This window comes from Xanthomonas sp. GPE 39 (assembly GCF_000963005.1).
Lineage (GTDB): Bacteria > Pseudomonadota > Gammaproteobacteria > Xanthomonadales > Xanthomonadaceae > Xanthomonas_A.
In genome coordinates this window covers 3199711-3223652 of record NZ_JZHZ01000007.1, presented here as the reverse complement: position 1 = coordinate 3223652, position 23942 = coordinate 3199711, and the positions used below count along the sequence as shown (strand labels likewise).

Sequence of the window (23942 nt, the reverse complement as noted above, 5' to 3'; positions counted from 1 at the left end):
AGCCTTTAACATTGCACATCATCCGAAACGGAACCGCCGTATGAGCCTGCCACTGCACGTCGTGATTCTCGCCGCCGGTGCGGGTAAACGGATGAACTCGGCCAAGCCCAAGGTGCTGCACTGCATTGCCGGCCGTCCGATGTTGGCGCACGCAATCGAGGCCGCGCGCCAGTTGCAGCCGCAGGCGATCCACATCGTCTACGGACATGGAGGCGACGCGGTGCGGGCCGCCTTCGCCGAGCAGACCGATTTGCTGTGGGCCGAACAGGCCCAGCAACTGGGAACTGGCCATGCGCTGCAGCAGGCGATGGCGGCAGTACCGGACGCGGCCACCGTGTTGGTGCTGTATGGCGATGTGCCGTTGATCCGTGCCGAGACGCTGTTACGCCTGTTGCACGCGCCAGGCCGCTTGGCGGTGCTCGTCGCCGAGCCGGATGACCCCACTGGCTATGGCCGTATCGTGCGCGATGCCGCCGGCAAGGTCGCGGCCATCGTCGAACAGAAGGACGCCGACGACGCGCAGCGGCGCATCCGTACTGTCAACACCGGCATCGTCACCGCCGAATCCACAGCATTGCGACGTTGGTTGGCGGGACTACGCAACGACAATGCGCAGGGCGAGTATTACTTGACGGATGTGTTCGCCGCCGCTGCCGCCGAGTTCACTCCGGCGGAGATGGTGCTGGTGGCCGATCCGATCGAGGCCGAGGGCGCCAATAATCCGTGGCAACTGGCCCAGTTGGAGCGTGCCTGGCAACTGCGCGCAGCGCGTGCGCTGTGCGAACAAGGCGTGCAGGTGCTGGATCCCAATCGCCTGGACCAGCGTGGTCGCGTGCGCGTGGGCCGCGATGTGCGCATCGATGTGAATGTGATCCTGGAAGGCGAGGTGGAACTCGGCGATGGTGTCAGCATCGGCCCATTCGTGCGGCTGAAAGATGTGATGCTGGGGCCGGGCACCGAGGTGCGCGCGCATTGCGATCTGGAGGGTGTGGTCGCCGAGGGCGCAGTGCAGATCGGGCCGTTCGCGCGGCTGCGGCCGGGCACCGTGCTGGCTGATGGCGTGCACATCGGTAACTTCGTCGAGACCAAGCAAACGGTACTTGGTGTCGGCAGCAAGGCCAATCACCTGAGCTATCTGGGCGATGCGAAGATCGGCAGCGGGGTCAATCTCGGCGCCGGCACCATTACCTGCAACTACGATGGGGTGAACAAGTCGCAGACCATCATCGGTGATGACGTGTTCGTCGGTTCCAACAGTGCGCTGGTAGCGCCGCTGGAGATCGGTGCAGGTGCCACGATCGGCGCCGGTTCGGTGATTACCCGCAGCGCGCCTGCCGGCAAGCTGAGCGTGGCCCGCGTGCGCCAGCAAACCATCGAGGGCTGGGAGCGCCCGCGTAAGCGCGACTGAGTCGGCGGCGTGGGATGGCGTGGAGTGTGCTTCAGCCCAGGCTGTTGACCGAGGTGGTGATCGGCAGCGCAATGGTCACGCACAGCCCACCCGCCTCTCGGTTGTGCAGCGACAGGCGGCCATCGTGTGCTTCGACGATTTCGCGGGTCAATGCCAAGCCAAGGCCGGTGCCATTGCGTTTGGTCGAGTAGAACGGCATCAGGGCGTGATGCAGCACCGCTTCGCTCATGCCGCTGCCGCGGTCCAGCACTTCGATGCGCAGCCAGTCCGGGCGCGTGGAGACGCGCACGCGCACGCCGTCGGCTGACATTGGCCCCTCGGGGCTGGACTCGTGTGCGTTCTTGATCAGATTGAGCAACGCCTGCTGCAGTTGTGCTGGATCGGCTCTGCTGTGTAGATCCTGTGCTTGCATCTCCAGTGCGAATGGAATCTGCTGCTGGAGTCCGGCCAGGAACTGCGCCCAGTGCACGGTCTGCAGTTGCGGCTGTGGCAGTTTGGCGAAGCGCGCGTAGCCGCGGATGAAGCCTTCCAGGTGCCGCGCGCTTTCCTCGATGGTGCCGAACACCTCTTCCAGTCGCTCTACTTTCTGTCGTCGTACCAACTCGGCGCCGGAATGCGCCAGCGACGCGATCGGGGCCAGCGAGTTGTTCAATTCGTGGCTGATGACCCGGATGACTTTCTTCCAGGTATGCACTTCCTGCCGCCGCAGCTCGGCGGTGAGCAGGCGTAGTAGGAGCAATTCGTGCGGTCGCCCGTTGAGATGGAAGCTGCGTCGCGATAGATGGTAAATCTGTTCTTCCTCCGCATCCTGCTGGTCGTTTTCGATTGAGAACAGGCTGTCACCGCCGCGTGCGATGGCGTCGCGCAACGGCGCAGGGACATTCAGTAGCAGATTGTCCAGGCGTTGGCCTTCCAGCTTCCAGCCACCATGCAGCAGCTTGCGCGCCGCCAGGTTGGAGAAGATCACGCGTTGCAGGCCGTCGCCGCCCTTGCAGGTCAGCAGCATCGCCACCGGGGTGTTCTGCACCATGGTGTCGAGCATCAGTTCGCGCTGCACCAACGCTTGTCGTTGCTCGCGCAAAATCTCGCCGAGTTGCTGGTGCGCCGCCACCATCTTCCCCAGTTCGTCGTTGCTGTGCCATGACACGCTGACGTTGTATTCGCCGTCGCGGTAGCTGCCGATGTTGCTGGCCAGGGCACGGAACAGCGAGCGCATCGATGCGGTGGCGTGGTGCATGGCCAACCACGCCAGTGCGATCAACACCAGGGCCGACAGCGTCATCGTGACCCAACTGCGCTCTATCCAATGCGTCAGCAGCCACGGCAACGTTGCCGCCAGCGCCAGCAGTGGCAGCAGGTGCAGGAACAAAGCGGTAGTGAAGGAATAGCGCTGTCTCATTCGCGCGGGATGCCGTGGCGCTCCATGCGTCTGTACAGTGCTTGTCGGCTCATACCCAGCTCGGCTGCAGCCTGGGCGATGACGCCGTGAGCACGTTCCAATACGGCCACGATGCGTTCGCGGTCCGGTTCGTCCGCGTTGCTGCGGCGTTGCGGCGCTGGCTTGGGCAGATTGAGGTCGGCCGATTGGATCTGCGCGCCGTTGGCCAGTAATTCGGCGCGTTGGATCACGTTGCGCAGCTCGCGCACGTTGCCGGGCCAGGCATGCCGTTGTAGTGCCTGCATCGCGCCGAGCGATAGCCTCTTGGTGCCGGATAGGAACGCCTCGGCCAGTGGCAGGATATCGCCAGGACGCTCGGCCAGCGCCGGCAGCGACAGTTCTACCGCGTTGAGTCGGTAGTACAGATCCTCGCGGAACGTACCTGCGCGGATCATCGCGCTCACGTCTGCATTGGTCGCGCTGAGTACCCGCACCTTGACCTGCCGCTCGCGGTTGGAGCCGAGTCGCTCGAAGCGGCCGGTCTCCAGCACGCGCAGCAGTTTCATCTGTCCAGCCAGCGAGAGGTTGCCGATCTCGTCCAGGAACAGGGTGCCGCCATCGGCGGCTTCGAACTTGCCTTCGCGGGCCTTGTTAGCGCCGGTGTAGGCGCCGGCATCGGCGCCGAACAGCTCGGCTTCGATCAGTTCGGCGGCAAGCGCGCCGCAATTCAGCGCGACGAATGGGCCGTCTCGCATCGGCGAATTGGCCTGGATGATTTCAGCGATCTTTTCCTTGCCGCTGCCGTTGGGGCCGGTGATGAGTACTGGCAACGCCGAGCGTGCGATTTGGCAAGCCAGGGCGATGACGCGCGCGCTGGCGGGATCGGCGAACACCGCGCCGCGCAGATCGTAGCGCAGGGCCAGATCCGCGCGATGGCGGCGCTCGCCGTCGCGGCGCCGCTCCAGTTCGCGGCGGGTTTCCGATAGCTCCAGCAAATTGTTGACCGTGGTCAGCAGTTTGCGATCGTCCCAGGGCTTTGCCAGATAGTCGGCGGCACCCGCCTTGACCAGCTCGACCGCGCTGCTGAGTTGAGTCCAGGCGGTCAGCAAAATCACCGGCAGGTCCGGGTGGTGCGTGCGGATCGCCTCGAACAACGCGGCCCCCTCCTCGCCGGAGGTGGTGTCGGTACTGAAGTTCATGTCCTGCAGTACCAAATCGATGCCGCCCTCGGCCAGGCGTTGCAGCCCGGTCTGCGGGTTGTCGGCGTAGACGGTCTCGATCTCGTGCAGAGAGAACAGCACCTCCAGCGCAGTGGCGACGGCGGGATTGTCGTCGATGATCAACAGACAGGGCATCGTGAACCTTGAAGGCGGGCCGGCATGCCGACGTTGGTAGCTGGACAGGATGGCATCATCGCAGCCCGTGCCGAGCTTGTCGTGCGGATTGCCAGGCGATCAGGCATGACGGGTGGCGATGGCCGGTGGCACGGCGGCGGCGCGGCGTGCTGGCCAGAACACCGCGAGCTGACCGAGCATCAACAACACACCCACTCCGATCGGTATGCAGATCGTTGGCAAGCGTGACAGTTCGTAGTGCTGCATCAGCCACAGATTGGCCGCGTAGGCCAGGGGGATGCCGAAGGTCAGCCCGGTGCCGATGATCAGCAGGTTCTCCAACTGAAACTGATGCAGGATTTGCGAGCGGGTCGCACCGAGTGCGCGGCGGATGCCGATCTGGCGCGTGCGTTGCTGGATCCAGAAACCGCTGAGGCTGGCGATGCCGATCAAGGTGATGGCCGTGACCAATGCGCTCACCGAACCGAACAGCCAGACAGCGGCACGGCGTGGTTTCAGGCGTGCGTTGCGCTGTGATTCGTAGTCGCTGACCTTGGGTTCGATGTTGCGCATCATGTCCGCGCCAAGTGCGCGTTTGAGCTGTGGCGCGATCTGTGCAATCACCGCATCGCGTTGTCCAGGGGTGACGCGCACGGCATAGTTCAGAATGGGAGTGCCGGTGATTTTGCCTGGTGTCAGCATCGAGAACTCGGCCTTGCCATCGTCGAGTTCGTCGAGCTGGTAGCGCAGCAGGTGCCGGACCAAACCGACTACCACGAAGTGATCGGGGTCTCGCGGATCTCTGCCGTTGAGGATGCCACCCAAGGCTGGCTGCGTGCCGAACAGCCTGCGCGCTAGCGCCTCGGTGAGGATGACGGGGGTGGTGCCTTTATTGAAGATGTTCGACGTTGACAGATCGATGTTATACATCTCCTCGCGGCTGAAGCGGCGGCCAGCGCTGAGTTCCAGGCCCAGCGCATCGAGTGCGGAGTCGCCGCTGTACAGGCTTGGTGTTTCCGATCCGGCGGGACCTTTCAGCAGGCCCGTTACCGTTAACGAAGAACTCATTGGCAATCCAATCATGGGTGACACTGCCTTGACGCCAGGGATCTTGCGTAGTGCATCGGTTCCCGTGAGGATTTGTGCGGCGTTCCATTGGCCGGCCTGGTTGATCACTTGGTCCACGATCACCAGTTCGCCGCTTGGGATGCCATCGGTGACCAACATCGGTGCGAGCTTTTGCCAGAGCAGAAACAGCACGTTGAGCAGGATCGCGCATGCCACGGTGGTTTGTCCGATGACCAGTAGCGGCATCAGCGGATGTCGTCGTAACGGAGCTAGATAAGGACGCAGAATAGACATGAGCACCTCAGACGCTCTTGACTTGCATGGCCGGTGAGAGTCGCGACGCGCGCCATGCGGGGATGATGCCGACCAGTAGCCCGGTGCCGATTGCCAACAGTAACAACACGCCGAATAGATCGGCCCGGAACTGGGCTAAGTCGCTGTACGTCGTACTTTGTATGCGGACCACCCACAGGCCGAACAGCGTCACCGGCAGTGCCAAAATGCCACCAAGCAATCCGATCAACCCAGACTCGGTCAGGCAGCGTACAAACACCGCGTGGCGTGGTGCGCCCAGCACACGATGGATGCCGATTTCGTGAGCGCGGCGCAGGAAGCGTGCCGCGAGCAAGCCGGCGACGTTGAGAATGCACAAGCCCAGCAGTGCCAGAGCCAACCAGAGGTTTAAATGCACGGTATCGGGCACAGCGCGATTGGCGGCCAGCCATGCGGACACGTTGTACAGCATGGCCTGCGCAGCTCGTGGGAATATTCCGGCTGTGTGCTGTACCTGTGCGAATGCCAACAACGCGCTGCGGTAGTTGTCTACTTGTGCTTCGGTCTGCAACTGCGCCCACAGCATCAGCCAGCGGCAGGCGTGCAGATTGATCTCGTTGAAGCGCATGCCGCCAGGACCATTATCGTCGCACTGCATTCCCACCAATGGTGGAGCATCGGCGTCGAGTGCGGCTTGCGCTGGGACAAAGAGTTCGATCTTTAGGTCGCTCCAGGCTTGTTCCAGTGATTGCAGAAAGTAGAATGCCGGCCGCGGTCCCCAGTCGTCGCTGATACCGATGACTTTGAATAGATGTTTGCCCAAGCGCAGTTGGTGGCCCACCCCATGTTCGGTGCCGAATAACCGCAGACTCTGCCGATGGCCGATGATCGCGACCGGCACACGGTCGAGCTCTTCTTGCGGTGTCCAATAGCGGCCTTCGCGTAGTGGCACGCCAAAAATGCGCGGCATCGGACCCAATGCCGTCACGCCGCTAACAGATGCGCTCTGACGGTGATCTTCGCTGCTGATCGTGAATTGGCTGGAAGCCAATGCGGTCTGTGGGATGTCCGGATGTGACGCCATGAAGCGCTGAACATCGGCTATTTTCCACTGCGATGGCGGCAATGGGTGTGGTTCGTCGAGCGTGCTGCTGGTGGCGGCCTCGCGCGAATCCACCCAGCCCAGATACAACTGCTGGCTGAGTCCTGGTAATGGATCGGCGGAGAGCACCTTCAGTAGCGTCAGCATCGTCATCACCGCGGCCAGGCCGAGCGCGAGTGTCAGCACGGTTAGCAGCATGGTGCGCGGATGGCGGCGTGCGCCGCGTATCCCCAGTTCAATGGCGTATGGCAGTGGCATCAGTGGCTCCGCGAGGATGGAGATGGAAAAACATCGCGCACTTCGCATCTGAACTCAGTGCGCATTGCAGCGGATGACTGATGAAATCGGGCAGCGCCGCGAGCGGCGATGCGGCGAAAGCAACGGAAGGCAAAGGTTCGAGGTAGCACGAGATGGTCCTTGGCGTGTGCTTACGTGCTGCGGGTGGCAATGGCTGGTGGTACGGCGGCCGCGCGCAGCGCCGGGCCGAGGACGGCGAGTTGGCCGAGCACGCACAGCAGTACAGCACCGACCGGTAGATCGCTGACCGGCAAGCGCTCCACTTCGAAGAAGCGCATCAGCAGCACGTTGCCGCCATAGGCCAGCAACATGCCCAGCGCCACGCCTGCACCGACGATGAGCAGATTCTCGATCTGAAAATAGAGCAGGATGTCGCGGCGGGTGGCGCCGAGCGCGCGGCGGATGCCGATATGCTTGGTGCGTTGCTGTACCCAAAAGCTGGCCAGGCCGATGATGCCGAGCGCGGTGACCAGCAGCATCGCGACGATGACCGCGACCAGAAGCTGGGTCATCGCGCGGTCGCTTTGGAAATAGCTTTGGCGCAGTTCGTCCAGCGGTCGGCTGTATATGTTGTCCAGGACGGCGTCGGGCGCGGCACGTGCCACTGCGGTGCGCGCCTGCGCGAGGACACGCGGTAACGCATGCGGATCGGCGCGCAGCACGTACATGCCCGATTGCGTCGCCTCGCTGACCGGGATCAGCACCGACCAGTCACTGCCGAGCACGCCATCTTCGCTGCGGCCTGGATCGGGCCGGGCCAGGTGATCGAGGACGCCGATCACCCGAAAGTGGCTGCTTGACCAGAATGCCCGGCCTAGCGGGTCCTGCCCTGGCCACAGGTGTTCGGCCAGAGCGCGGGTGATCCAGACGTTGACCTGTGCCGGGGCGAAGTGCTCGAACGGTTGATAGTCCGCATCGTTGAATTCGCGACCACGGCTGGGGCGCAGGCCCAGGGCGGCGACTGCGCCAGGGCTGGCGGTGTAGAAGTGCGGTACCCCGCGGTTCGTGCTGCAGTCCGGATCCAGGCACACGCCGTTATTGCCGGTCGGCGGGGCGAAGGGCACGCTGTTGATGGTGCCTGCTGCGCGCACGCCGGGCGTGCGGCGAATGGCATCGAGTATCCGGGCATCCAGGTCCACCGTGTTGCAGCCGTCGCAGCCGTGAAGAGACACCAGCCCCAGCGCGGCTTCGTCGATACCGCTATGCAGATGCACCAGCTCCAGGCGGTTGCCGATCAGCAAGCAGGCATTGCACAGCACCGCGCAGGCCAACGCGACTTCCAGCGCGATGAGCATTGCGGCGATGCGGTGGCGGGACAGGGCGGATAGGATGGGTCTGATCTGCACAGGATGCTCCGCCGCTCACAAGCTCTTGAGTTGCATGGCCGGCGCGATGCGGCTGGCGCGCAGCGCGGGAAACACGCCGGCAGCGAGGCTGCAGGCCACGGCCAGCACGAAGGTGCCAGCAAACATCGACACGTCCAAGTGCGCCAGATCGGCGTAGGCGGTGGGTTGCTGGCGCACGCTCCACAGCCCGATCAAGGTCAGTAGCCAGCCGCCTGTGCCACCGATGACACCGATCACGCTGGCTTCGACCAAGCACTGGGCGAAGATCGCATGCCTGGATGCGCCCAGTGCGCGGCGCACGCCGATTTCGCCGCCACGACGCAGGAACTTTGCCAGCAGCAGGCCGACGCTGTTGAACAGACACAGGCCCAGAAACGCCAGCGCCAGCCAGCTTTGCAGGCGCACGTCGCCGGGTACGACCCGGTTGTGGTCCAGCCACTGCGTTAGGGATAGCAAGCGTGCCGTGTCGGGGTGGCCGATGCGTCCAGCGGCGTGTTGCTCGGCGGCGTAGTCGGCGAGCAGGCGACGGTAGGCGGCGACCTTGTCGGGCGAGTCCAGTTGCACCCACAACTGTAGCCATACGCATGGTGCGCTGCGCAGATCCAGTGGCTGCGTCGGAATACCGAAACAGGTCCACGGCTGTAGATTGCCGGCGTTGATCTCCAGGCTGCTGGATAGCGGCATGAACACGTCCTGCGGCTTGCCGTAGAAACTGGCGGTATCGCCATGAGCGAAGCTGCCGCCGGCCAGCGTGTAGAACTGCGGCGACGGCCGCCAGGGCGCCAGCACGCCGACGATGCGCACGACTGTGCCGCGCACCAGCAGGTGCTGGCCGACGCTGTTGCGGCCCTGGAACAGCTTGGCATTCAAATCGTTCGAGATCACCGCCACCCGCGCATGGTCGCGGTCATCCTGCGCACGCCAGCCACTGCCGTCAGCGAACGGCACCTGGAACATCGGGAAAAAATCCGCTTGCGTGGACAATAATTGGGTCATGAACGCCGGGCCGTTGCCATCGGATGCGCGCAACTTGATCTGACTCTCGGCGACCATGGCCTGGCGATCGACATGCGCGTGCTTCCACAGGTCCATCGCAGTGCTGTAGTCGAGCTTGTCGAATGGCTGCCGGGCGGGACTGCCAGGCGGGCGTGGGTCGAGCTGCGGATAGAAGATCCGCTGGCTGCGTCCGGGCAGCGGATCGCCGGACAGCAAACGCATCACCGTCAGCGTGGTCATGGCCGCAGCGATGCCCACGGCGATGGACAGCACCATCAGCGCGGTGAGCACTGGGCTGCGGCGCAGGCTGCGCAGCGCCAGATGCAGGTAGTAGCCGAGCATGGCGTTCTTCGTGTTCCGTTGCGGTACCGGTTACGGGTTCGCCGCGATGCCATTGCCGGTATCGGTCAGCATCGGTTCGCGCAGCAGATCGGTGGCTTGGCCATCGACGATATGCACGTTGCGTTGCGCGCGTGCGGCCAGGTCGGGGTCGTGGGTGACCATGACGATGGTGGCGCCCTGTGTGTTGATTTCCTCAAGGAGTTCCATCACCCCGCGCGCCATCTGCGAATCGAGGTTGCCGGTCGGTTCGTCGGCCAGTAACAGGCGCGGACTGCCGGCCAGCGCCCGCGCGATCGCCGCGCGCTGCTGCTGTCCACCGGAGAGTTCGGATGGGTAGTGTTTCATCCGCCCACTCAGTCCAACCCGGCCCAGTGCGTCCTCGATGCGTCGCTTGCGTTCGGCGGCGGCCATGCCGCGATAGCGCAACGGCACATCGACGTTGTCGAACAGGTTTAGATCGGGGATCAAGTTGAAGCCCTGGAAAATGAAACCGATTTTTTGGTTGCGCATGCGCGAGCGCGCATCGTCGTTGAGATGGCTCACGTCTTGCCCGTCGAGCAAATACTGGCCGCTGCTGAAGGTTTCCAGCAGCCCGGCGATGTTGAGAAATGTTGTCTTGCCAGAACCGGACGGTCCGGTCACGGCGACAAATTCGCCTTCGCGCACATGCAAATCCAGCGAGCGCAACGCATGTGTCTGGACCTGTTCGGTGCGAAAGACCTTGGAAACGGAGTGCATTTGCAGCATGACGGTGTTCCTTGAAGCGGAGTGGTGGGTGGAGTCGGGATTGGCAAGCGTCAACGTATTCGATTCGCCGGTGCCGTTGCTGTCGATGTGTCGGTTGTCTGTTCCGAGTTGTGCAGGTCAGTGGATCGTCACGCGCGTTGCATCCCCGAACAGGTCGCTGCCGGAGACTACGACCCGGTCGCCTACCTGTAGGCCCGAACGCACCTCGACTTCGCTCAGGCTGGTGACGCCCAGTTGCACCGGGCGGCGGACGGCCGAATTGCCGTCCATGACGTAAGCGAAGTGGCCGCCGGATTGTTCGACAAATGGGCCGCGTTCGAGTTTGAGCACGTTGTGGCGGGTGTCCAGCAAGACCCGCGCGCTCATGCGCTGGCTCTGGCGCAGGCCCGGTGGTTGTGTGTTGGTGAAGCGAATGCGCGCGTTGACTTCGCCGTTGACCACTTCCGGCGACACCGCCGAGATTGCGCCGGCGAACGGTTCGCCGGTACCGCTGGTCAACTGCGCCGGCATGCCGATTGCCAGGTCGCGGGCGAAACTTTCCGGCACATTGATTTCCAGTTCGAACTTGGACAGATCGACCACGCTCAACACCGGCGCGTTGGCGGCGAGGTTGGTGTGCTGCGACACCTGCACCTGACCAACCTGACCATCGAACGGCGCGCGCAAGGTCAGCAGGTCCACCTGGCGTTGCACCTCGGCGACCACCGCGCGTTGGCGCTCGGCCAGCAGGCGCTTGTTGCGCGCGTCCAGGCCCGCGCCGCGGCTCTGCAGGTCTGAGTCTTTTTGTGCGTGGCGCATCGCGATATCGGCTTTCTTCAAGGTGTCCTCGGCCCTGGCCACCTCCACCTGCGGCACCGCGCCGCCGTCATAACCGTGCTGGTAACGCTCCAGGTCGCGGCGGGCGGCCTGACGCTCGATCTGCGCCTGGTCGATGGATTTGCTGGCGTTGGCACGCGCCAGCACCGCATCCAGATCGGCGCGGCTTGCTTCGGCTTCCAGTCCGGCCAGCGTCGCTTCTTCCTGGGCCAGCTTGCTGCGCAGTTCCGGGCTGTCGATTTCGGCCAGTTCCTGATCTTGTTTGACCACATCGCCTGCGACCACTTTCAGCGTCACGGTGCCGCCAGAGATCGCGTACAGGATGGGGCTATTGGCGGCAATCAGGCGACCGTCGGCGGAAAGATCGCGGACCAGGTCGCCCCGATTGACCGTGGCGATGCGCACCCGTTGCGCGTCGAACGAACGGCTGCCGGCGATCCAGCCACGCACGGCGAAGCCGATGCCCAGCAGTACTGCTAGCCCGATCAGTCCCGGCCACAGCCAACGGTGCCATGTGGCGCTGCGGGAGCGGGTGAGTACCTGGTCCTGGGTGGAGGTGTCGCGGATCATCGAATGGTGGCTGCGCGGCAGTGAGGATGGTTCATTCATCGCACAGTGCGTGCCAAGTGCAAGCGATTGAATCGCATGGTGTTCGTGCCGCTGAGTGGTGTGTCCGGCTGTCCGCGGACGTGTTCGCGGACACCTTGTCCGCTCAACGTCAATGGCGAGACATGGCGTGGACAAGGCGAATAAAATGCACGCTTTGAGCGAAGAGAGAGCGTGCCATGTGCGGTATCGTCGGCGCGATTGCCGATCGCGATGTCATCGCGCACCTGATCGAGGGGCTGAAACGCCTGGAATACCGCGGTTACGACTCCGCTGGCATCGCCGCGATTGCCGACGGTCACGTGCATCGCGTGCGTCGTACCGGGCGTGTTGCGGAAATGGAAAGCGCGGTGCTGTCGGAAGGATTGCAGGCCACACTGGGCATCGGCCACACCCGTTGGGCCACCCATGGTGGCGTCAGCGAGGTTAATGCGCATCCGCACATAAGCCATGGCGACCTGGCTCTGGTCCACAACGGCATCATCGAAAACCACGAACAGCAGCGCGAACGCCTGCGCGCGCTGGGCTATACGTTCCAATCGCAGACCGACACCGAAGTTATCGCGCATCTGATCCACTATCACATGGCCCAGGGCCGTGACCTGCTCGGCGCGTTGCAGGCGACAGTGAAGGAACTGACCGGCGCCTATGCGCTGGCGGCACTCAGCAAAGCCTATCCAGATGTACTGGTCTGCGCGCGCATGGGTTGTCCATTGCTGATTGGTTTGGGCGAGGGCGAACACTTCATCGCCTCCGACGTGTCAGCGGTGATCCAGGCGACGCGTAGGGTGATGTTCCTGGAGGAAGGCGACACGGCGCTGCTGCGCCGCGACGGCGTGCAGGTGTACGACGCTGACGACCATGCGGTGCAGCGCGAGGTGCACCTCTCCGACGTCTCGCTGGCGTCGCTGGAACTAGGCCCATACCGCCACTTCATGCAGAAAGAAATCCACGAACAGCCGCGTGCGCTGGCCGACACCTTGGAAGCATTGTGCGATGCCGGCAGTTTTGACAGCGCGCTGTTCGGCGTCAACGCCGACGCGGTGCTGGCCGATGTGGACGGCGTACAACTGTTGGCTTGCGGCACCAGCTATTACGCCGGGCTCACCGCGCGTTACTGGATCGAAGCCATCGCCGGCGTGCCGTGCAGCGTGGAAATCGCCAGCGAATATCGCTATCGCGACGCTTGCGCCAACCCGCGACACTTGATCGTGACTATTTCCCAGTCCGGCGAAACCCTGGACACGATGGAAGCACTGAAATACGCCAAGTCGTTGGGTCACACCAAGACCTTGTCGATTTGCAACGTGCCCGAGAGCGCGATCCCGCGCGTCAGCGAGTTGGTGCTGTACACCCGCGCCGGTGCCGAGATCGGCGTGGCTTCGACCAAGGCATTCACCACCCAATTGGCGGCGCTGTTCCAACTTGCTTGTGTGCTGGCCAAACAGCGCGGACGGCTGAGCGCGACGCAGGAAGCCGACTACCTGGAGCAACTACGTCATCTGCCCGGCAGCGTGCAGCACGTACTCAACCTGGAGCCGCAGATCGCGGTGTGGGCCGAGCGCTTTGCCGACAAGCACAACGCGCTGTTTCTCGGTCGTGGCCTGCATTATCCGATTGCGTTGGAGGGTGCGCTCAAACTCAAGGAAATTACCTATATCCATGCCGAGGGTTATCCGGCCGGCGAACTCAAGCACGGCCCGCTGGCGCTGGTGGATTCGACGATGCCAGTGGTGGTGATCGCACCCAACGACGCGCTTTTGGAGAAGGTGAAATCCAACATGCAGGAGGTGCGTGCGCGTGGTGGTGAATTATTCGTCTTCGCCGATCAGGATAGTAATTTTCACGCGTCCGAAGGCGTACACGTGATCCGCACGCCACGCCACGCTGGTCTGTTGAGTCCGGTACTGCACACCGTGCCGGTGCAATTGCTGGCTTACCACACCGCCTTGGCACGCGGCACGGATGTGGACAAGCCGCGTAATTTGGCTAAGTCGGTGACGGTGGAGTAGTTCAAGATGTTCGTTTCAATCCGCGCGCCCGTGTAAGGGCGCGACCGCTCGAAATGTTTGCCCGTTGGTCCGCAGCGAGTGTTTCAATCCACGCGCCCGTGTAAGGGCGCGACGACCAATGACGGCAATAGGAGGAGGTGCTTACATGTTTCAATCCACGTGCCCGTGTAAGGGCGCGACCTGCCCACGACAGGACTGCCCCATCGTTGGTAAGGTTTCAATCCACGCGCCCGTGTAAGGGCGCGACAGCCTGTGCGGCAAGAACCGAGCGCATGGATGGTCAGTTTCAATCCACGCGCCCGTGTAAGGGCGCGACTACGCACGACGTTGATCACGCGCGGTTGTGCCCAGTTTCAATCCACGCGCCCGTGTAAGGGCGCGACGTTGCTTGCACTTGCAGCATCGCATTGACGGACGTGTTTCAATCCACGCGCCCGTGTAAGGGCGCGACTAACAGCGGCTTCGTCCGGAATAACCCAAAAACTGTTTCAATCCACGCGCCCGTGTAAGGGCGCGACCTTCCGTGGCTGTTCGGTGGGCTGCTTTGCTCATGTTTCAATCCACGCGCCCGTGTAAGGGCGCGACCCTCGGGTGCTTCAGGCTTAATTCGATATTCTAAAAGTTTCAATCCACGCGCCCGTGTAAGGGCGCGACAGGAGCTTTGTCATGTATGGCCTGCGAGGCGTTGGAGTTTCAATCCACGCGCCCGTGTAAGGGCGCGACGAGGGTGCGGCAACAACGCTTAACTATGTGCAAAGTTTCAATCCACGCGCCCGTGTAAGGGCGCGACCTGCAAGATGGCATTGCGCAATCGGCCAGCGCGATGTTTCAATCCACGCGCCCGTGTAAGGGCGCGACAGCATCATCAGCACTAATGGTCGTTTGATTAACTTGTTTCAATCCACGCGCCCGTGTAAGGGCGCGACGCCGCTGCAATTCTTTGCCGCGTTGGACTTGTGTTTCAATCCACGCGCCCGTGTAAGGGCGCGACGCATCCACGGCCAGCGTCGCATGTGGACCGTCATGTTTCAATCCACGCGCCCGTGTAAGGGCGCGACCCGAGATTGATGCGAGTGGCGTCAACCCAGCGCTGGTTTCAATCCACGCGCCCGTGTAAGGGCGCGACTACAAGGGCAAGTCGTTGAAGATCAGTGGCACTGTGTTTCAATCCACGCGCCCGTGTAAGGGCGCGACCATGTCGCAGGCCGACTCACTGGTCGCACTGCCCGTTTCAATCCACGCGCCCGTGTAAGGGCGCGACGCCATCAGCATAAAGATTGGCGTGTGCTTGAGAAAACCCCTTGTTTTCGCGAATCGTGTTTCTGCGCTGGTGATTTCATCCTCTTCTGCTCTAGAACCAGGCTGAAAAGACTATTTCTCAATAAAAATCAATAAGTTAAATTTCCGCGAACATGCCGGCGAATTCACGGTCGCTTAGGGTTCGCATCAAAAGATCAGGGGGCCTTTGAGGTCGAGGCTGGGTTTGGCGCCGACGTGCTCGACGCGGGCTTCCCACTTTGCGCCGAGATGGTAGAGCCGTAGGCTGTCGATGTCCGGGTCGATGAGGTCGCAAAGGCGTTGCCTTAGTGCAGTCCATTGCGCCGGCTCCACTTCGATCTCGAAGACCGAGAACTGCACGCGTTGCCCCAGGTCGCGACAGGCTTTGGCGACCTTGCGCAGGCGCTTATCGCCCCCCGGCGAGCTGGTGCTGACGTCGTAGCTGACCAAGACCATCATGCGGCGATTGCCATTTTATTTCCAGAAAAAGGAGGGATAGCCATCCAGGTCGCCGCGCAGATGCCGGGCCAGGAGTTGCGCCTGGACGAATGGCAACAGGCCGATGTCGACCTTGTCGCCGAGGAATGCATGCTGGAGTTGCTCGCGTTTGCGTTCTTGATAAGCAATCAGCACGGTTTTGCGTGCATCGTCCTTCAGCAGGACTGCACCATTGTCGAAGACTTGGAAATCGCGTTCGTTCAATTGCCGGCGGTTGATCAGTGATAACGCCAGTCGCTCGCCGAGCAAAGGCCTGAATTCCTCGGCCAGATCCAGAGCGAGACTCGGGCGCCCTGGTCGGTCACGATGCAGAAAGCCGACCGCCGGGTCCAGGCCGACGGTCTCCAGAGCCGAGCGGCAATCGTGGGTGAGCAGAGTGTAGAGGAACGAGAGCAGAGCGTTGAAGGCGTCGCGGGGTGGTCGACGATTGCGCCCGCCGAAGCGCAGTAGGGGCTGTTCTGCACGCACCAATTGACCGAAAACGCCGAAGTAGGACTGTGCCGCTTCGCCTTCCAGTCCACGCAACACGTCCACCTCGGTTTCGATGAGGATGCGCTGGGGAATGCGTTTGAGCCGCTTCAATGCGTGCTGAAAGGCGGGCACGTCGGTCAGTCGGTCGCCATGGTCGCGCCAGCCGCGTGCAAGCACCGCACGTTGGTTGTGGATCTTGCCCACCAATAGGTGGCGGACAATGGCCGCGCAACGCGTCGGATCATCGCTGCGCCGGTATTGCTCGCGTCGTAGCAAGACGTTGCCGGAGACCGGGCCTTCGACGCGCGCCAGAAAGCGTCCCTGTGGGGTGAGGTAGCAAATACTGATGCCCTGTTCGGCGCAGAAACCGAGCAGTTGCGGGGAGACCGCGATGCGGCCAATGCAGACCAGGCTCTCGAGCATGTGCACGGGTAACCGGGCGCGCTCCTGCCGCTCGACTTCCATGACGATATTGGCGCCGTCCTTGCGTAGCCAGGCGCCTTCGGTGGTGGCGTACAGGGTGTTGAGTTGGCGGCGCATGTTCAGTCTTCCTCGGCGTCGATCTGACGGCGCAACCAGGTTTCGACGCTGCCTTGGCCGAGCAGGCGTGGTTGGCAGAGGTCGATCAGGGAGCAAGCATCGCAGCGCCGTGCGTCGTAACGCGCGCTCGGTGTGGTGCCAGTGTGCAGCATTGCGCGGGTATCGGCGATGGTGCGCAGGGTGAGGTCGCGCAAGGCGGAGTCGAAGGCAATCTCTTTGCGTCGGCGTGTTTGTCCATAGAACAGGGCGCCGCTGGGGATTGTGCGTCCCAGCATATGCTCCAGACACAAGGCTTGCGCGCATAGCTGGACTTCGTCCGCGCGATGCGTCTTGGGGCGGCCACGCTTGTACTCCACGGGGAAGGCGATCTCGCCGTCGCCATCGCGATGGAACTCCACCACATCGGCTTTGCCGGTGATGCCCAGGTCTAGCGACAGCAACGGCATCGCGGTGACGGTACGCACGCCGCGCCGACGCTCGGCCTGCGGCGCATCGGCGCGCTGGTGCAACAGCCGCCCTTCGGCGGTCTGTCGGCTCTCCGCCCATTGCTGCTCCACATGGATCAGCGCGCACTGGCGCGGGCAAAACAGGTAGTGCTGCAGGGCGGAGAGCGGGATGAGGTCGGCGTCGTCCATGTCCCGCTCCCCGGCGATCAGAACAGTTCGGTCAAGGTAATGCCAGCCGGCAGGTCGCGATCGATGACCACTTTATAGTCGGTGAAGCTACGTGCTGGTCCGTTGTCGGGGCCTTCGTCTCGCTCGATTTTGATTTTGTCGAACAGCACGTGCGCCGGGGCGTTACCCATCGGATGTTCGTGCTCGAACACGAACAGCTTGCGTGCGGCCATCTCGCCGCGTGCAGCGGAGCGGTCGTGCTCGAATAGATTGGTGAGTGCACGCCACAGTAACTGCAGGTCATCCTCGGAGAAACCCGTGCGCTCGGCCAGTTTTGCGGAAATGAAGCCGTGGACGCGGTATAGCCCGTAGGGCAGGATGTGCTTGCGGCCCATGGTGCGTTCTTTTTCGAGATCTCTCTCGTTGGTGACAGCCATACGGGTGATCGACACTTCCAGTGGCAGCACCGGCTCCACCGAACTGGCAAAGGCGAGTTGGACGGGGCCGCGCACTTGTCCGGAGTTGACCTCGGTGGTCATCACGGCGCCGAAGCTGCGCACATCGAAGAAATTTTCGCACATCCACGCGGTGAGTTTGCGTGCCTTGGCCTCGTCCTTGGGCAGTTTCTTGGCTTCCGGTTCGATGCCCAGTGCAGCATAAGCTTGCTTGTGCTGGTTGTTCAGTACCGACTTTTCCTGCATGTAGATCGCATAGCCGGATTGGCCTTCCTTTTCCAGCGCCACGTAGTTGCGGATCTTTCGCTTGAGCGCCACATCGGTGACGAGCCCGCGGTTGGTTTCCGGGTCCAGTCGCGGCAGGTTGCCGGCGTCGGGATCGCCGTTGGGGTTGCCGTTGGTGACATCGAACAGGTAAACGAACTCGTAGCGGTGGGCAATGGCGCTCATGCGTTTTCTCCTTCGGAAGTGGTGTCGTGGGCGTCCTGGCCGTCGTTGCGGGCGAAGCGCGCCTGGGTCTGGTGGTAGTAGCCGATTGCGAAGCGGCCCTGTTCCTGGATCTGCAAGCTACGCGGGAAGCTTGGAGTGAGTGCGTCGACGATCTGGCCGATTTCCTTCTCCAAGTTCACCGCTAAGCCGGCCTTCTCTTTGCGCAGCTTGCCGAAGTGGTTATGCGCATTACGTAATAGCACCGGGAAGATACTGGCCGGTGTCGCCGACGCTGCGCCATAGTAGCGGTCGCGGATGGTGGCGTTGATCTGGTTGCCAAGCGCGGCACGTTGCAGGTTTTCCAGCGATGCGAACAGTCGCCCTAGCAAGTAGCCGGGATTGGTATTGCCTGTATCTAGGCTCATGGGTGGTTCCTTCTGGTCGGTGGGCAGTCCTTGTTGCGTGTTCAAACGCGCATCGCGTGCCAAGACCGCTCGGCATAACGCAATGCGTAATGGAGTGAGTTGTCCGTCGGCGCGGAAGCGCATGACGATCGCGCCGAGCAAGTTTCCCGGATAGCGTGTGCCGGCAAGAATTGCCCGGGTCAATTCGCCTGCGAGCAATGGGGAGACGTCTTCGGCCTTGGATTTGCCATGCTCGCCGTAGATGGGGGCGGTCTGCAGTGCCAGGTAGGCTGGCGTCGGCGGGCGTTTCCATGCCGATGGGACGAGCGTCAGATCGTCGTAGTGGTCGGCCAGGCGTTTGGCGAACTGGCCGAGCGTTTGTGTCTCCCAGAAACGGATAGACAGCCGCGAGGCATTGGGTGCCAGCCCGAGCACGAAGATGTGGGCGTCGTCGTCCAGTGTGTCGTCCAACTCGCGCAGGGGCCGTGCCTGTCTGACTTGTTCGAGGGCTAGCTGTAGGCGTCGGGTGACATGGCCGTCAGCGATGCTGGGGTCGTCGGATTCGTCGACGCGCATGAAGTCGGCGAAGACGTCCTCGGCATTTTGTGCGTGTTTTGCCGTTTTCGCTTGCGCCCAGAACACTACGGTGGTGTCGCCGATCTGCACGCGCTGGCGATTGTGTGGGTCGCGCCGTAGCAGGTGGTTGAGTGCGGTGGTGTAAGCGAAGGCGGCTTGTTCTGAGATAGGGGCGTTCTCGCCCTGGCTTTTGCCGTAGGAGGTGAAGGCTTCGAGATTGAACGAGACGATGGAAGCGCCGGAACTCTGTGCGCCGTTCACCCCCTTGATGGCTGGATGCAACCGCGCCAGCGGCGCATGCGTGCCGTTGACTAGGCAGATGCCTTGGGGGCCATCAGTGCCATGGCCTTGTTGTCGGTCCCAAGCGGCACGGGCGGCTGTGCGCTGATGCAGATAACCGCTGTCGCCTTGCAGCTTGAACACGATGTTCGTATCCAACAAGGCCTCGCCATGACTGACGAACTTCGGGTGGTCCGCATACTGGGTAGGCGTCCACGTTTGCAGAAACGCCAGCAACGCCCGTAGGCCAGGATCGTCGCTATCGGCCAGTGCTTGCTGATGCAAGGCGATGAAAGCGGCATGTTCCTGCTCGCTGCGCTTGCTGTTGGCGCTGATGCCGAGTGTGTAGCTGGTTTTGTCCCATAGGAAGTTGGACTTGATTCCGGCCGTGCGCTTTTCTGGTTTTGGCAAGCTCATCGTCTTGGCGAGCCGCTTTTTGCCCTCGGTGCTGTGTTCGTCATTTACATCGACGACGCGGCCGTCGGCGGCTAGCACGACGGTGTAGCCGATCTTCTCCTGGCTGTAGCCGGGTGCGGCGATACCAGACTCGGGATCGTCCAGTAGCCGCTGATAAAAGTCGGCGAGTGCGGAGAGGATCATGTGTGTACCCCGTCGTCGTGCAGGGGTGGCACCACGACGCGACCATCCACCATGTGTGCGCGGAAGAAACGCGGCGTCATGCCATCGGCAAAGTCGATGTCGTGCAGCATCCAGCCCAGGTCGCGTTCTCCGCACAGCGACGGATCGCTGGTCGGTGGCGCGGCGTCGGCTTCGAGCAGCGCGAAACTGGCGGGGAATTCGCGGGTGCCCAGGCAAGGTGCCTGGAAGCATTGCCCGCGCCGCGCGCGGCGGTTGAAGATGTCTAAATGTTTGCCGACGTTGTCGTCGGGGCCAGCCTTGTCGCTCAACTCGAAGTGCGCGGCGATGACGTAGCCGACATCGCGCAGGAGGGTGGCGGCGCGCTGTTGCCGATCTTCATCCACATAGCTGACCAAGCCATCGGTGCGTCCTGCTTTGATCGCCTTGCTGACGCTTGCAGCCGAGAGCTTGCCACCAACTTCGTTGCGGCGGATCGACTCGAAGCGGATGGGCTTGAGTACCTGGATGCTGTCCACCACCCAGCGGATCGCAGGCTTCCAGTGGATTGCTTCCAGAATTCCCCGTGCTGCCGATGGTGTGATGATGTCATACGACATCCGCTCGACTTTCATTTCAGGACGCGTAAACAGCGCCCGCTCGCCCCAGATATGGAGCCTGACTCCGTAGCTCATCCTTGTCCTCCCACCCGTAAGAGTGTGTTTTCACGGAATGCCCCTCCCTGTTGGGAGGGGCGGGTTTTCACCACAGTCGAACTACATAAGTTTCAATCCACGTTCCTTCAGAACAATTGCTTCATTAGCTCCCCAAGCCATGGGGTGCTCATCACCAGCCTATGGAGAACGACAATCACCGCTATAAAGAGAACGAAAAACACCCAAGTCCACACAGAAAGCTTGTCTTTGCTCTTGATGTGCAATCGCAGGCTGATGATGGAATAGCTGGAATCCTTCTCTTCCTTCCTGAGCTGAGACATGGCTGGACTACCTGCTTGGCGTATTGGGTATGCTCATACTGCCAGAACTTCTTATGAAAGTTCAACTGTAGTTTTTTTACTCAGCATACATTGCCCTGAGCCTCCAAAAACTGCGGGTTGTCCCAATGCAACCCGAACCGGGCGTCGTACAGGCGTGGATTGCGTAGGTGCATGAACTGCTCGCCGTAGCGCTCCGGTGCTACCGGAGCGATGGCGTGCGCCTGCCAGAGCGCTTTGTAGGCCTGCTCGGGGACCTGCACCAGCCAGGGTTGCAGGCGGCGGGCCGCGCCGGCCACGCTGACACGCTCGGCATGCTCAAGCTCGCGTAGGACGTCGGCGACCTCGGGTACTTCCTTGTTCGACTCCATCGCGTAGGGGGCGTAAGGCACGATCAATGGGCGCATGGTGGTCTGGATCACGTTGAACTTGCGCGCAAGTGTGTCCAAGGGAAGGTTGTCGATGGTGGACTTGCGCAGTAGGTCCAGGATTGCTTCGTTGTCGAGTCTGCCATCACCAAGGCGATGGTAGAGCTTGCGAAAGTAGGTGTGGATGGCGTCCATTGCTAACAGGTCGCTGTGATGCTCGCGCTCGACATCGCGGAACACTTCGGCGAACAGTTTCAGTGCATCCGGCGGCTTCCAGTTTTTGTTGGTTGGCGCGAAGACGCGTACTTCGCTGCTGTCGATGTCCCATTCCATGTTGCGATTGCAGCGACCAGCGGCCTGGGCAATGGAATCCAGGCCTGCCTCGGCGCGTAGCACCAGCGGCACGCTCAGATCGACCCCAGCTTCAATCAAACTGCTTGAGACAATTCGGCATGGCCGACCTTCCTGCAAATCTTTTCGTATCTGTGCGAGCACCACACTGCGATGTCGCGCATGCATCAGCGTGGTCAGGTGGCGTGCGCCCGGTTGATCGGCGATTGCGTCGAACAGGGCGTGTGCGTGGCGGCGGTTGTTGACGATGCATAACACCTGTTCGCGTTGCCGGAGCTGCTCGGCCAGTGCATCGTCGTCCAGAGGGCCGACATGCCGCACGCGCACACGACGCAGTTGCGTGTACAGCGCCTCCGGTTCCTCCGCCAATTCGATGACCTGTTCGAGGCCACCGGCGAAGCCCTGATCCTGGCGCAGCGCGGGTTGGGTAGCGGTACACAGTACCGGGCTGACCCGGTAGTTGCGCGCCAGCTCGTCCAGCAGCGCCACGCAGGGGCGCAACAATTTGTGTGGTAGGGTCTGTGCTTCGTCCAGAATCACCACACTGCCGGCGATGTTGTGCAGCTTGCGGCAGCGCGAGGGGCGGTCGGCAAACAGGCTCTCGAAAAACTGCACGGCGGTGGTGACGACGATCGGTGCGTCCCAGTTTTCCATCGCCAGTTTGCGCTTTTCGATTGCCTGCAGCGCCTTGCCGGGATCGTCGAAGAAGGCGCTGTGATGTTCCAGCACTACATTGTCGTTTTCCTGCTCGCCGAGCGCATGGCGGAAGACTGCAGCGGTCTGGTCGACGATGCTGGTGAACGGGATGACGTAGATCACCCGGCGCAGTCCGTGCGCGATGGCGTGGTCCAGTGCGAATGCCAGCGATGCCAGGGTCTTGCCGCCGCCGGTTGGCACGGTGAGTGAGAACAGGCCTGGGCGCAGATGGGCCTTGCCGCGCACGTCGCGCAGGATCTGTGCGCGTACCGGATTGATGCCCCCTTCGCTCGGGAGTCCAGCCAAATGCGTGTCGAGGCGTTCGCGCAGTTCTACCAGTGTTGGTCGCCTACCCACCTCTTCTTCGCGTGTCTTGCGGCCCTCAATGCGCCGGTAGAAGTCATCGGTATCGACGAAATCGGCATCCACCAGGCAGGAGAAGATCATCCGCGCCAGTAGCGTCATCTGGAAGGCGCGGCGGTCTGGACGGGGATGGCGGGCGAAGCCCTGTGGAAGTTCCAGCTTGGTTGGTAGCGTCAGTTCGTGTTCCCAGTCCGGTAATAAGGGAGGCAACGCTTGTGCGCGGTACTCCTCCGACAGCCGCTCGTGCAGCGAGGTGCGAGAGGAGTCTTTGTCCTGGCGTCCGTCCGCCAGCCCAGCATGATGTCCGGCGATGGCGTAGGCCAACAGCTTGCCGCCATCGCCATAACGCGCACAAGCAATCCGCGCGCCCCAAGTGGCGTGATCCACCTTGGTAGGGTCGCCGTCCAGGCGCGCCTGGAATTTTGCGGTGTACTTGCCGAGATCGTGCAATTTCCCACTGACGCGGGCCATCTGTTGTCCGCCGAATGTCTCGGCGTGGCACGCAGCACGCTCACCGACGCTATTTAGATGATCCGCCAGGCCCTGCCAATCGCTGCGATCGCGGCGTTCGGTCGAATGTGCATAGAACGCCATTTTGTCTGTCTGTCTCCATTCCATAGAGAGCGTGCGCTGAAGCTGCCGCCGATGTAGCGAGCATACGCATGCCCTGTGTGGGAGATGCAGACAAATCGCTGCACCATGCTGGCGCGCCGCCAGCCGCTGCCAAGCGCCATGCGGCTGCTTCTTGGCAGGCACACGGCCCGACGCTTTACCTCATCGGCTGGGTTGCATTGTGGCTGCGGGGAAACGCTGGTCCGGCAATTCGATGAAGCGACGTTTGCGCTGACAACGCTGCCGCAGTTGCGCAAGGTAATGGTCGAAGTGGGTCGGGTCGCCCTGGCGGTAATAGAGGTGTTGCAGTGTCGGTAACAAGTTCACTGCCGTCAGATACTCTATTGTGCTGGGTGCGCGCGATAGCGGTTTCTATTCGAGCAAGGCTTCGGCTGCCAGGCGCTCTGCGCGGTTGGGCGTGGCGCTGGCGTCGTTGGTCGTGTCTTGCGCCCAGGTCAAGGCGACTCCCAGCTGATGCTTGCAGAACACGCCTTGCACACCGACTGCACAATCGCATCGCCATGCAAGGCGCGGTTGCGTCATTGCAACTGCACTTTGTAGTTCTCGGTGCCGGTCACGCGGGCCTCGACGGCGTCCGTTGTCGCGGTGAGCAAGGTCACGCGTGCATCCTACGCGTAGGCCAAGCCACGCTCGTAATGGCGCAAGTCGGTGAGTGCCAGCAGCATGCGGCGATCAATCTGTGCGTGGAGGAG

The 23942-nt window shown here is 62.2% G+C and carries 19 protein-coding genes and 1 CRISPR repeat array; of the genes, 2 read left to right on the top strand and 17 right to left on the bottom strand.

The features are described 5' to 3' along the window. Nucleotides 1-40: 40 nt before the first annotated feature. The gene (glmU, locus tag XALGPE39_RS13520; RefSeq protein WP_045728630.1) at nucleotides 41-1408 is read left to right on the top strand and encodes a bifunctional UDP-N-acetylglucosamine diphosphorylase/glucosamine-1-phosphate N-acetyltransferase GlmU; all 1368 of its coding nucleotides are present in this window, start codon (nucleotides 41-43) and stop codon (nucleotides 1406-1408) included. 31 nt (nucleotides 1409-1439) lie between these two features. On the opposite strand, the gene XALGPE39_RS13515 is transcribed toward glmU, so the two are convergent. The 8 genes from XALGPE39_RS13515 to XALGPE39_RS13480 all read right to left on the bottom strand — a co-directional run bounded on the left by XALGPE39_RS13515 (nucleotide 1440) and on the right by XALGPE39_RS13480 (nucleotide 11677). Continuing rightward, nucleotides 1440-2807, bottom strand: a complete 1368-nt coding sequence (locus tag XALGPE39_RS13515) for a sensor histidine kinase (RefSeq protein ID WP_045728629.1) — start codon at nucleotides 2805-2807, stop codon at nucleotides 1440-1442. Continuing rightward, on the bottom strand, nucleotides 2804-4141 hold the full coding sequence (locus tag XALGPE39_RS13510) for a sigma-54 dependent transcriptional regulator (RefSeq protein ID WP_045728628.1): 1338 nt from the start codon (nucleotides 4139-4141) through the stop codon (nucleotides 2804-2806). Before XALGPE39_RS13510 ends, XALGPE39_RS13515 begins: the two co-directional genes overlap by 4 nt. A 99-nt stretch (nucleotides 4142-4240) precedes the next feature. After that, the gene (locus tag XALGPE39_RS13505; RefSeq protein WP_045728627.1) at nucleotides 4241-5482 is read right to left on the bottom strand and encodes an FtsX-like permease family protein; all 1242 of its coding nucleotides are present in this window, start codon (nucleotides 5480-5482) and stop codon (nucleotides 4241-4243) included. 7 nt (nucleotides 5483-5489) lie between these two features. Further along, nucleotides 5490-6821, bottom strand: a complete 1332-nt coding sequence (locus tag XALGPE39_RS13500) for an ABC transporter permease (protein ID WP_045728626.1) — start codon at nucleotides 6819-6821, stop codon at nucleotides 5490-5492. A gap of 170 nt (nucleotides 6822-6991) precedes the next feature. After that, nucleotides 6992-8206 carry an FtsX-like permease family protein gene (locus XALGPE39_RS13495; RefSeq protein WP_045728625.1) on the bottom strand — a complete coding sequence of 405 codons (1215 nt, stop codon included), beginning with the start codon at nucleotides 8204-8206 and terminating at the stop codon, nucleotides 6992-6994. Between the two features lie 15 nt (nucleotides 8207-8221). Next, on the bottom strand, nucleotides 8222-9544 hold the full coding sequence (locus XALGPE39_RS13490; protein WP_045728624.1) for an ABC transporter permease: 1323 nt from the start codon (nucleotides 9542-9544) through the stop codon (nucleotides 8222-8224). 30 nt (nucleotides 9545-9574) lie between these two features. Beyond that, on the bottom strand, nucleotides 9575-10291 hold the full coding sequence (locus tag XALGPE39_RS13485; RefSeq protein ID WP_045728623.1) for an ABC transporter ATP-binding protein: 717 nt from the start codon (nucleotides 10289-10291) through the stop codon (nucleotides 9575-9577). Nucleotides 10292-10408: 117 nt separating this feature from the next. Beyond that, complete coding sequence (locus XALGPE39_RS13480; RefSeq protein WP_045729220.1) at nucleotides 10409-11677, bottom strand: efflux RND transporter periplasmic adaptor subunit; 1269 nt, start codon at nucleotides 11675-11677, stop codon at nucleotides 10409-10411. Nucleotides 11678-11892: 215 nt separating this feature from the next. On the opposite strand from XALGPE39_RS13480, the gene glmS reads away from it, so the two are divergent. Continuing rightward, nucleotides 11893-13725, top strand: a complete 1833-nt coding sequence (gene glmS / locus XALGPE39_RS13475; RefSeq protein ID WP_045728622.1) for a glutamine--fructose-6-phosphate transaminase (isomerizing) — start codon at nucleotides 11893-11895, stop codon at nucleotides 13723-13725. Nucleotides 13726-13737: 12 nt separating this feature from the next. Continuing rightward, nucleotides 13738-14986: a CRISPR direct-repeat array (repeat unit 33 nt; unit sequence GTTTCAATCCACGCGCCCGTGTAAGGGCGCGAC). A 185-nt stretch (nucleotides 14987-15171) separates the two neighbouring features. Here glmS and cas2 read toward each other — a convergent pair. From cas2 to XALGPE39_RS16010, 9 genes are all read right to left on the bottom strand, one after another. Further along, nucleotides 15172-15462 (bottom strand): CRISPR-associated endonuclease Cas2, encoded by a 291-nt coding sequence (gene cas2 / locus XALGPE39_RS13470; RefSeq protein ID WP_045728621.1) that lies wholly within the window; start codon nucleotides 15460-15462, stop codon nucleotides 15172-15174. A gap of 15 nt (nucleotides 15463-15477) precedes the next feature. Next, nucleotides 15478-16512 carry a type I-C CRISPR-associated endonuclease Cas1c gene (gene cas1c / locus XALGPE39_RS13465; RefSeq protein WP_045728620.1) on the bottom strand — a complete coding sequence of 345 codons (1035 nt, stop codon included), beginning with the start codon at nucleotides 16510-16512 and terminating at the stop codon, nucleotides 15478-15480. A 2-nt stretch (nucleotides 16513-16514) separates the two neighbouring features. Beyond that, nucleotides 16515-17147 (bottom strand): CRISPR-associated protein Cas4, encoded by a 633-nt coding sequence (gene cas4, locus XALGPE39_RS13460; RefSeq protein ID WP_045728619.1) that lies wholly within the window; start codon nucleotides 17145-17147, stop codon nucleotides 16515-16517. A gap of 17 nt (nucleotides 17148-17164) precedes the next feature. Next, a complete protein-coding gene (gene cas7c / locus XALGPE39_RS13455; protein ID WP_045728618.1) occupies nucleotides 17165-18031 on the bottom strand; it encodes a type I-C CRISPR-associated protein Cas7/Csd2 in 867 nt (288 codons plus the stop codon). Continuing rightward, the gene (gene cas8c, locus XALGPE39_RS13450; protein ID WP_045728617.1) at nucleotides 18028-19869 is read right to left on the bottom strand and encodes a type I-C CRISPR-associated protein Cas8c/Csd1; all 1842 of its coding nucleotides are present in this window, start codon (nucleotides 19867-19869) and stop codon (nucleotides 18028-18030) included. Before cas8c ends, cas7c begins: the two co-directional genes overlap by 4 nt. Beyond that, nucleotides 19866-20540 carry a type I-C CRISPR-associated protein Cas5c gene (gene cas5c / locus XALGPE39_RS13445; protein WP_045728616.1) on the bottom strand — a complete coding sequence of 225 codons (675 nt, stop codon included), beginning with the start codon at nucleotides 20538-20540 and terminating at the stop codon, nucleotides 19866-19868. Before cas5c ends, cas8c begins: the two co-directional genes overlap by 4 nt. 107 nt (nucleotides 20541-20647) lie before the next feature. Continuing rightward, on the bottom strand, nucleotides 20648-20842 hold the full coding sequence (locus XALGPE39_RS13440) for a hypothetical protein (RefSeq protein WP_045728615.1): 195 nt from the start codon (nucleotides 20840-20842) through the stop codon (nucleotides 20648-20650). Nucleotides 20843-20922: 80 nt separating this feature from the next. Beyond that, the gene (locus XALGPE39_RS13435) at nucleotides 20923-23211 is read right to left on the bottom strand and encodes a CRISPR-associated endonuclease Cas3'' (protein ID WP_045728614.1); all 2289 of its coding nucleotides are present in this window, start codon (nucleotides 23209-23211) and stop codon (nucleotides 20923-20925) included. 180 nt (nucleotides 23212-23391) lie between these two features. After that, on the bottom strand, nucleotides 23392-23556 hold the full coding sequence (locus XALGPE39_RS16010; RefSeq protein WP_161795347.1) for a hypothetical protein: 165 nt from the start codon (nucleotides 23554-23556) through the stop codon (nucleotides 23392-23394). Between the last annotated feature and the right edge of the window lie 386 nt (nucleotides 23557-23942).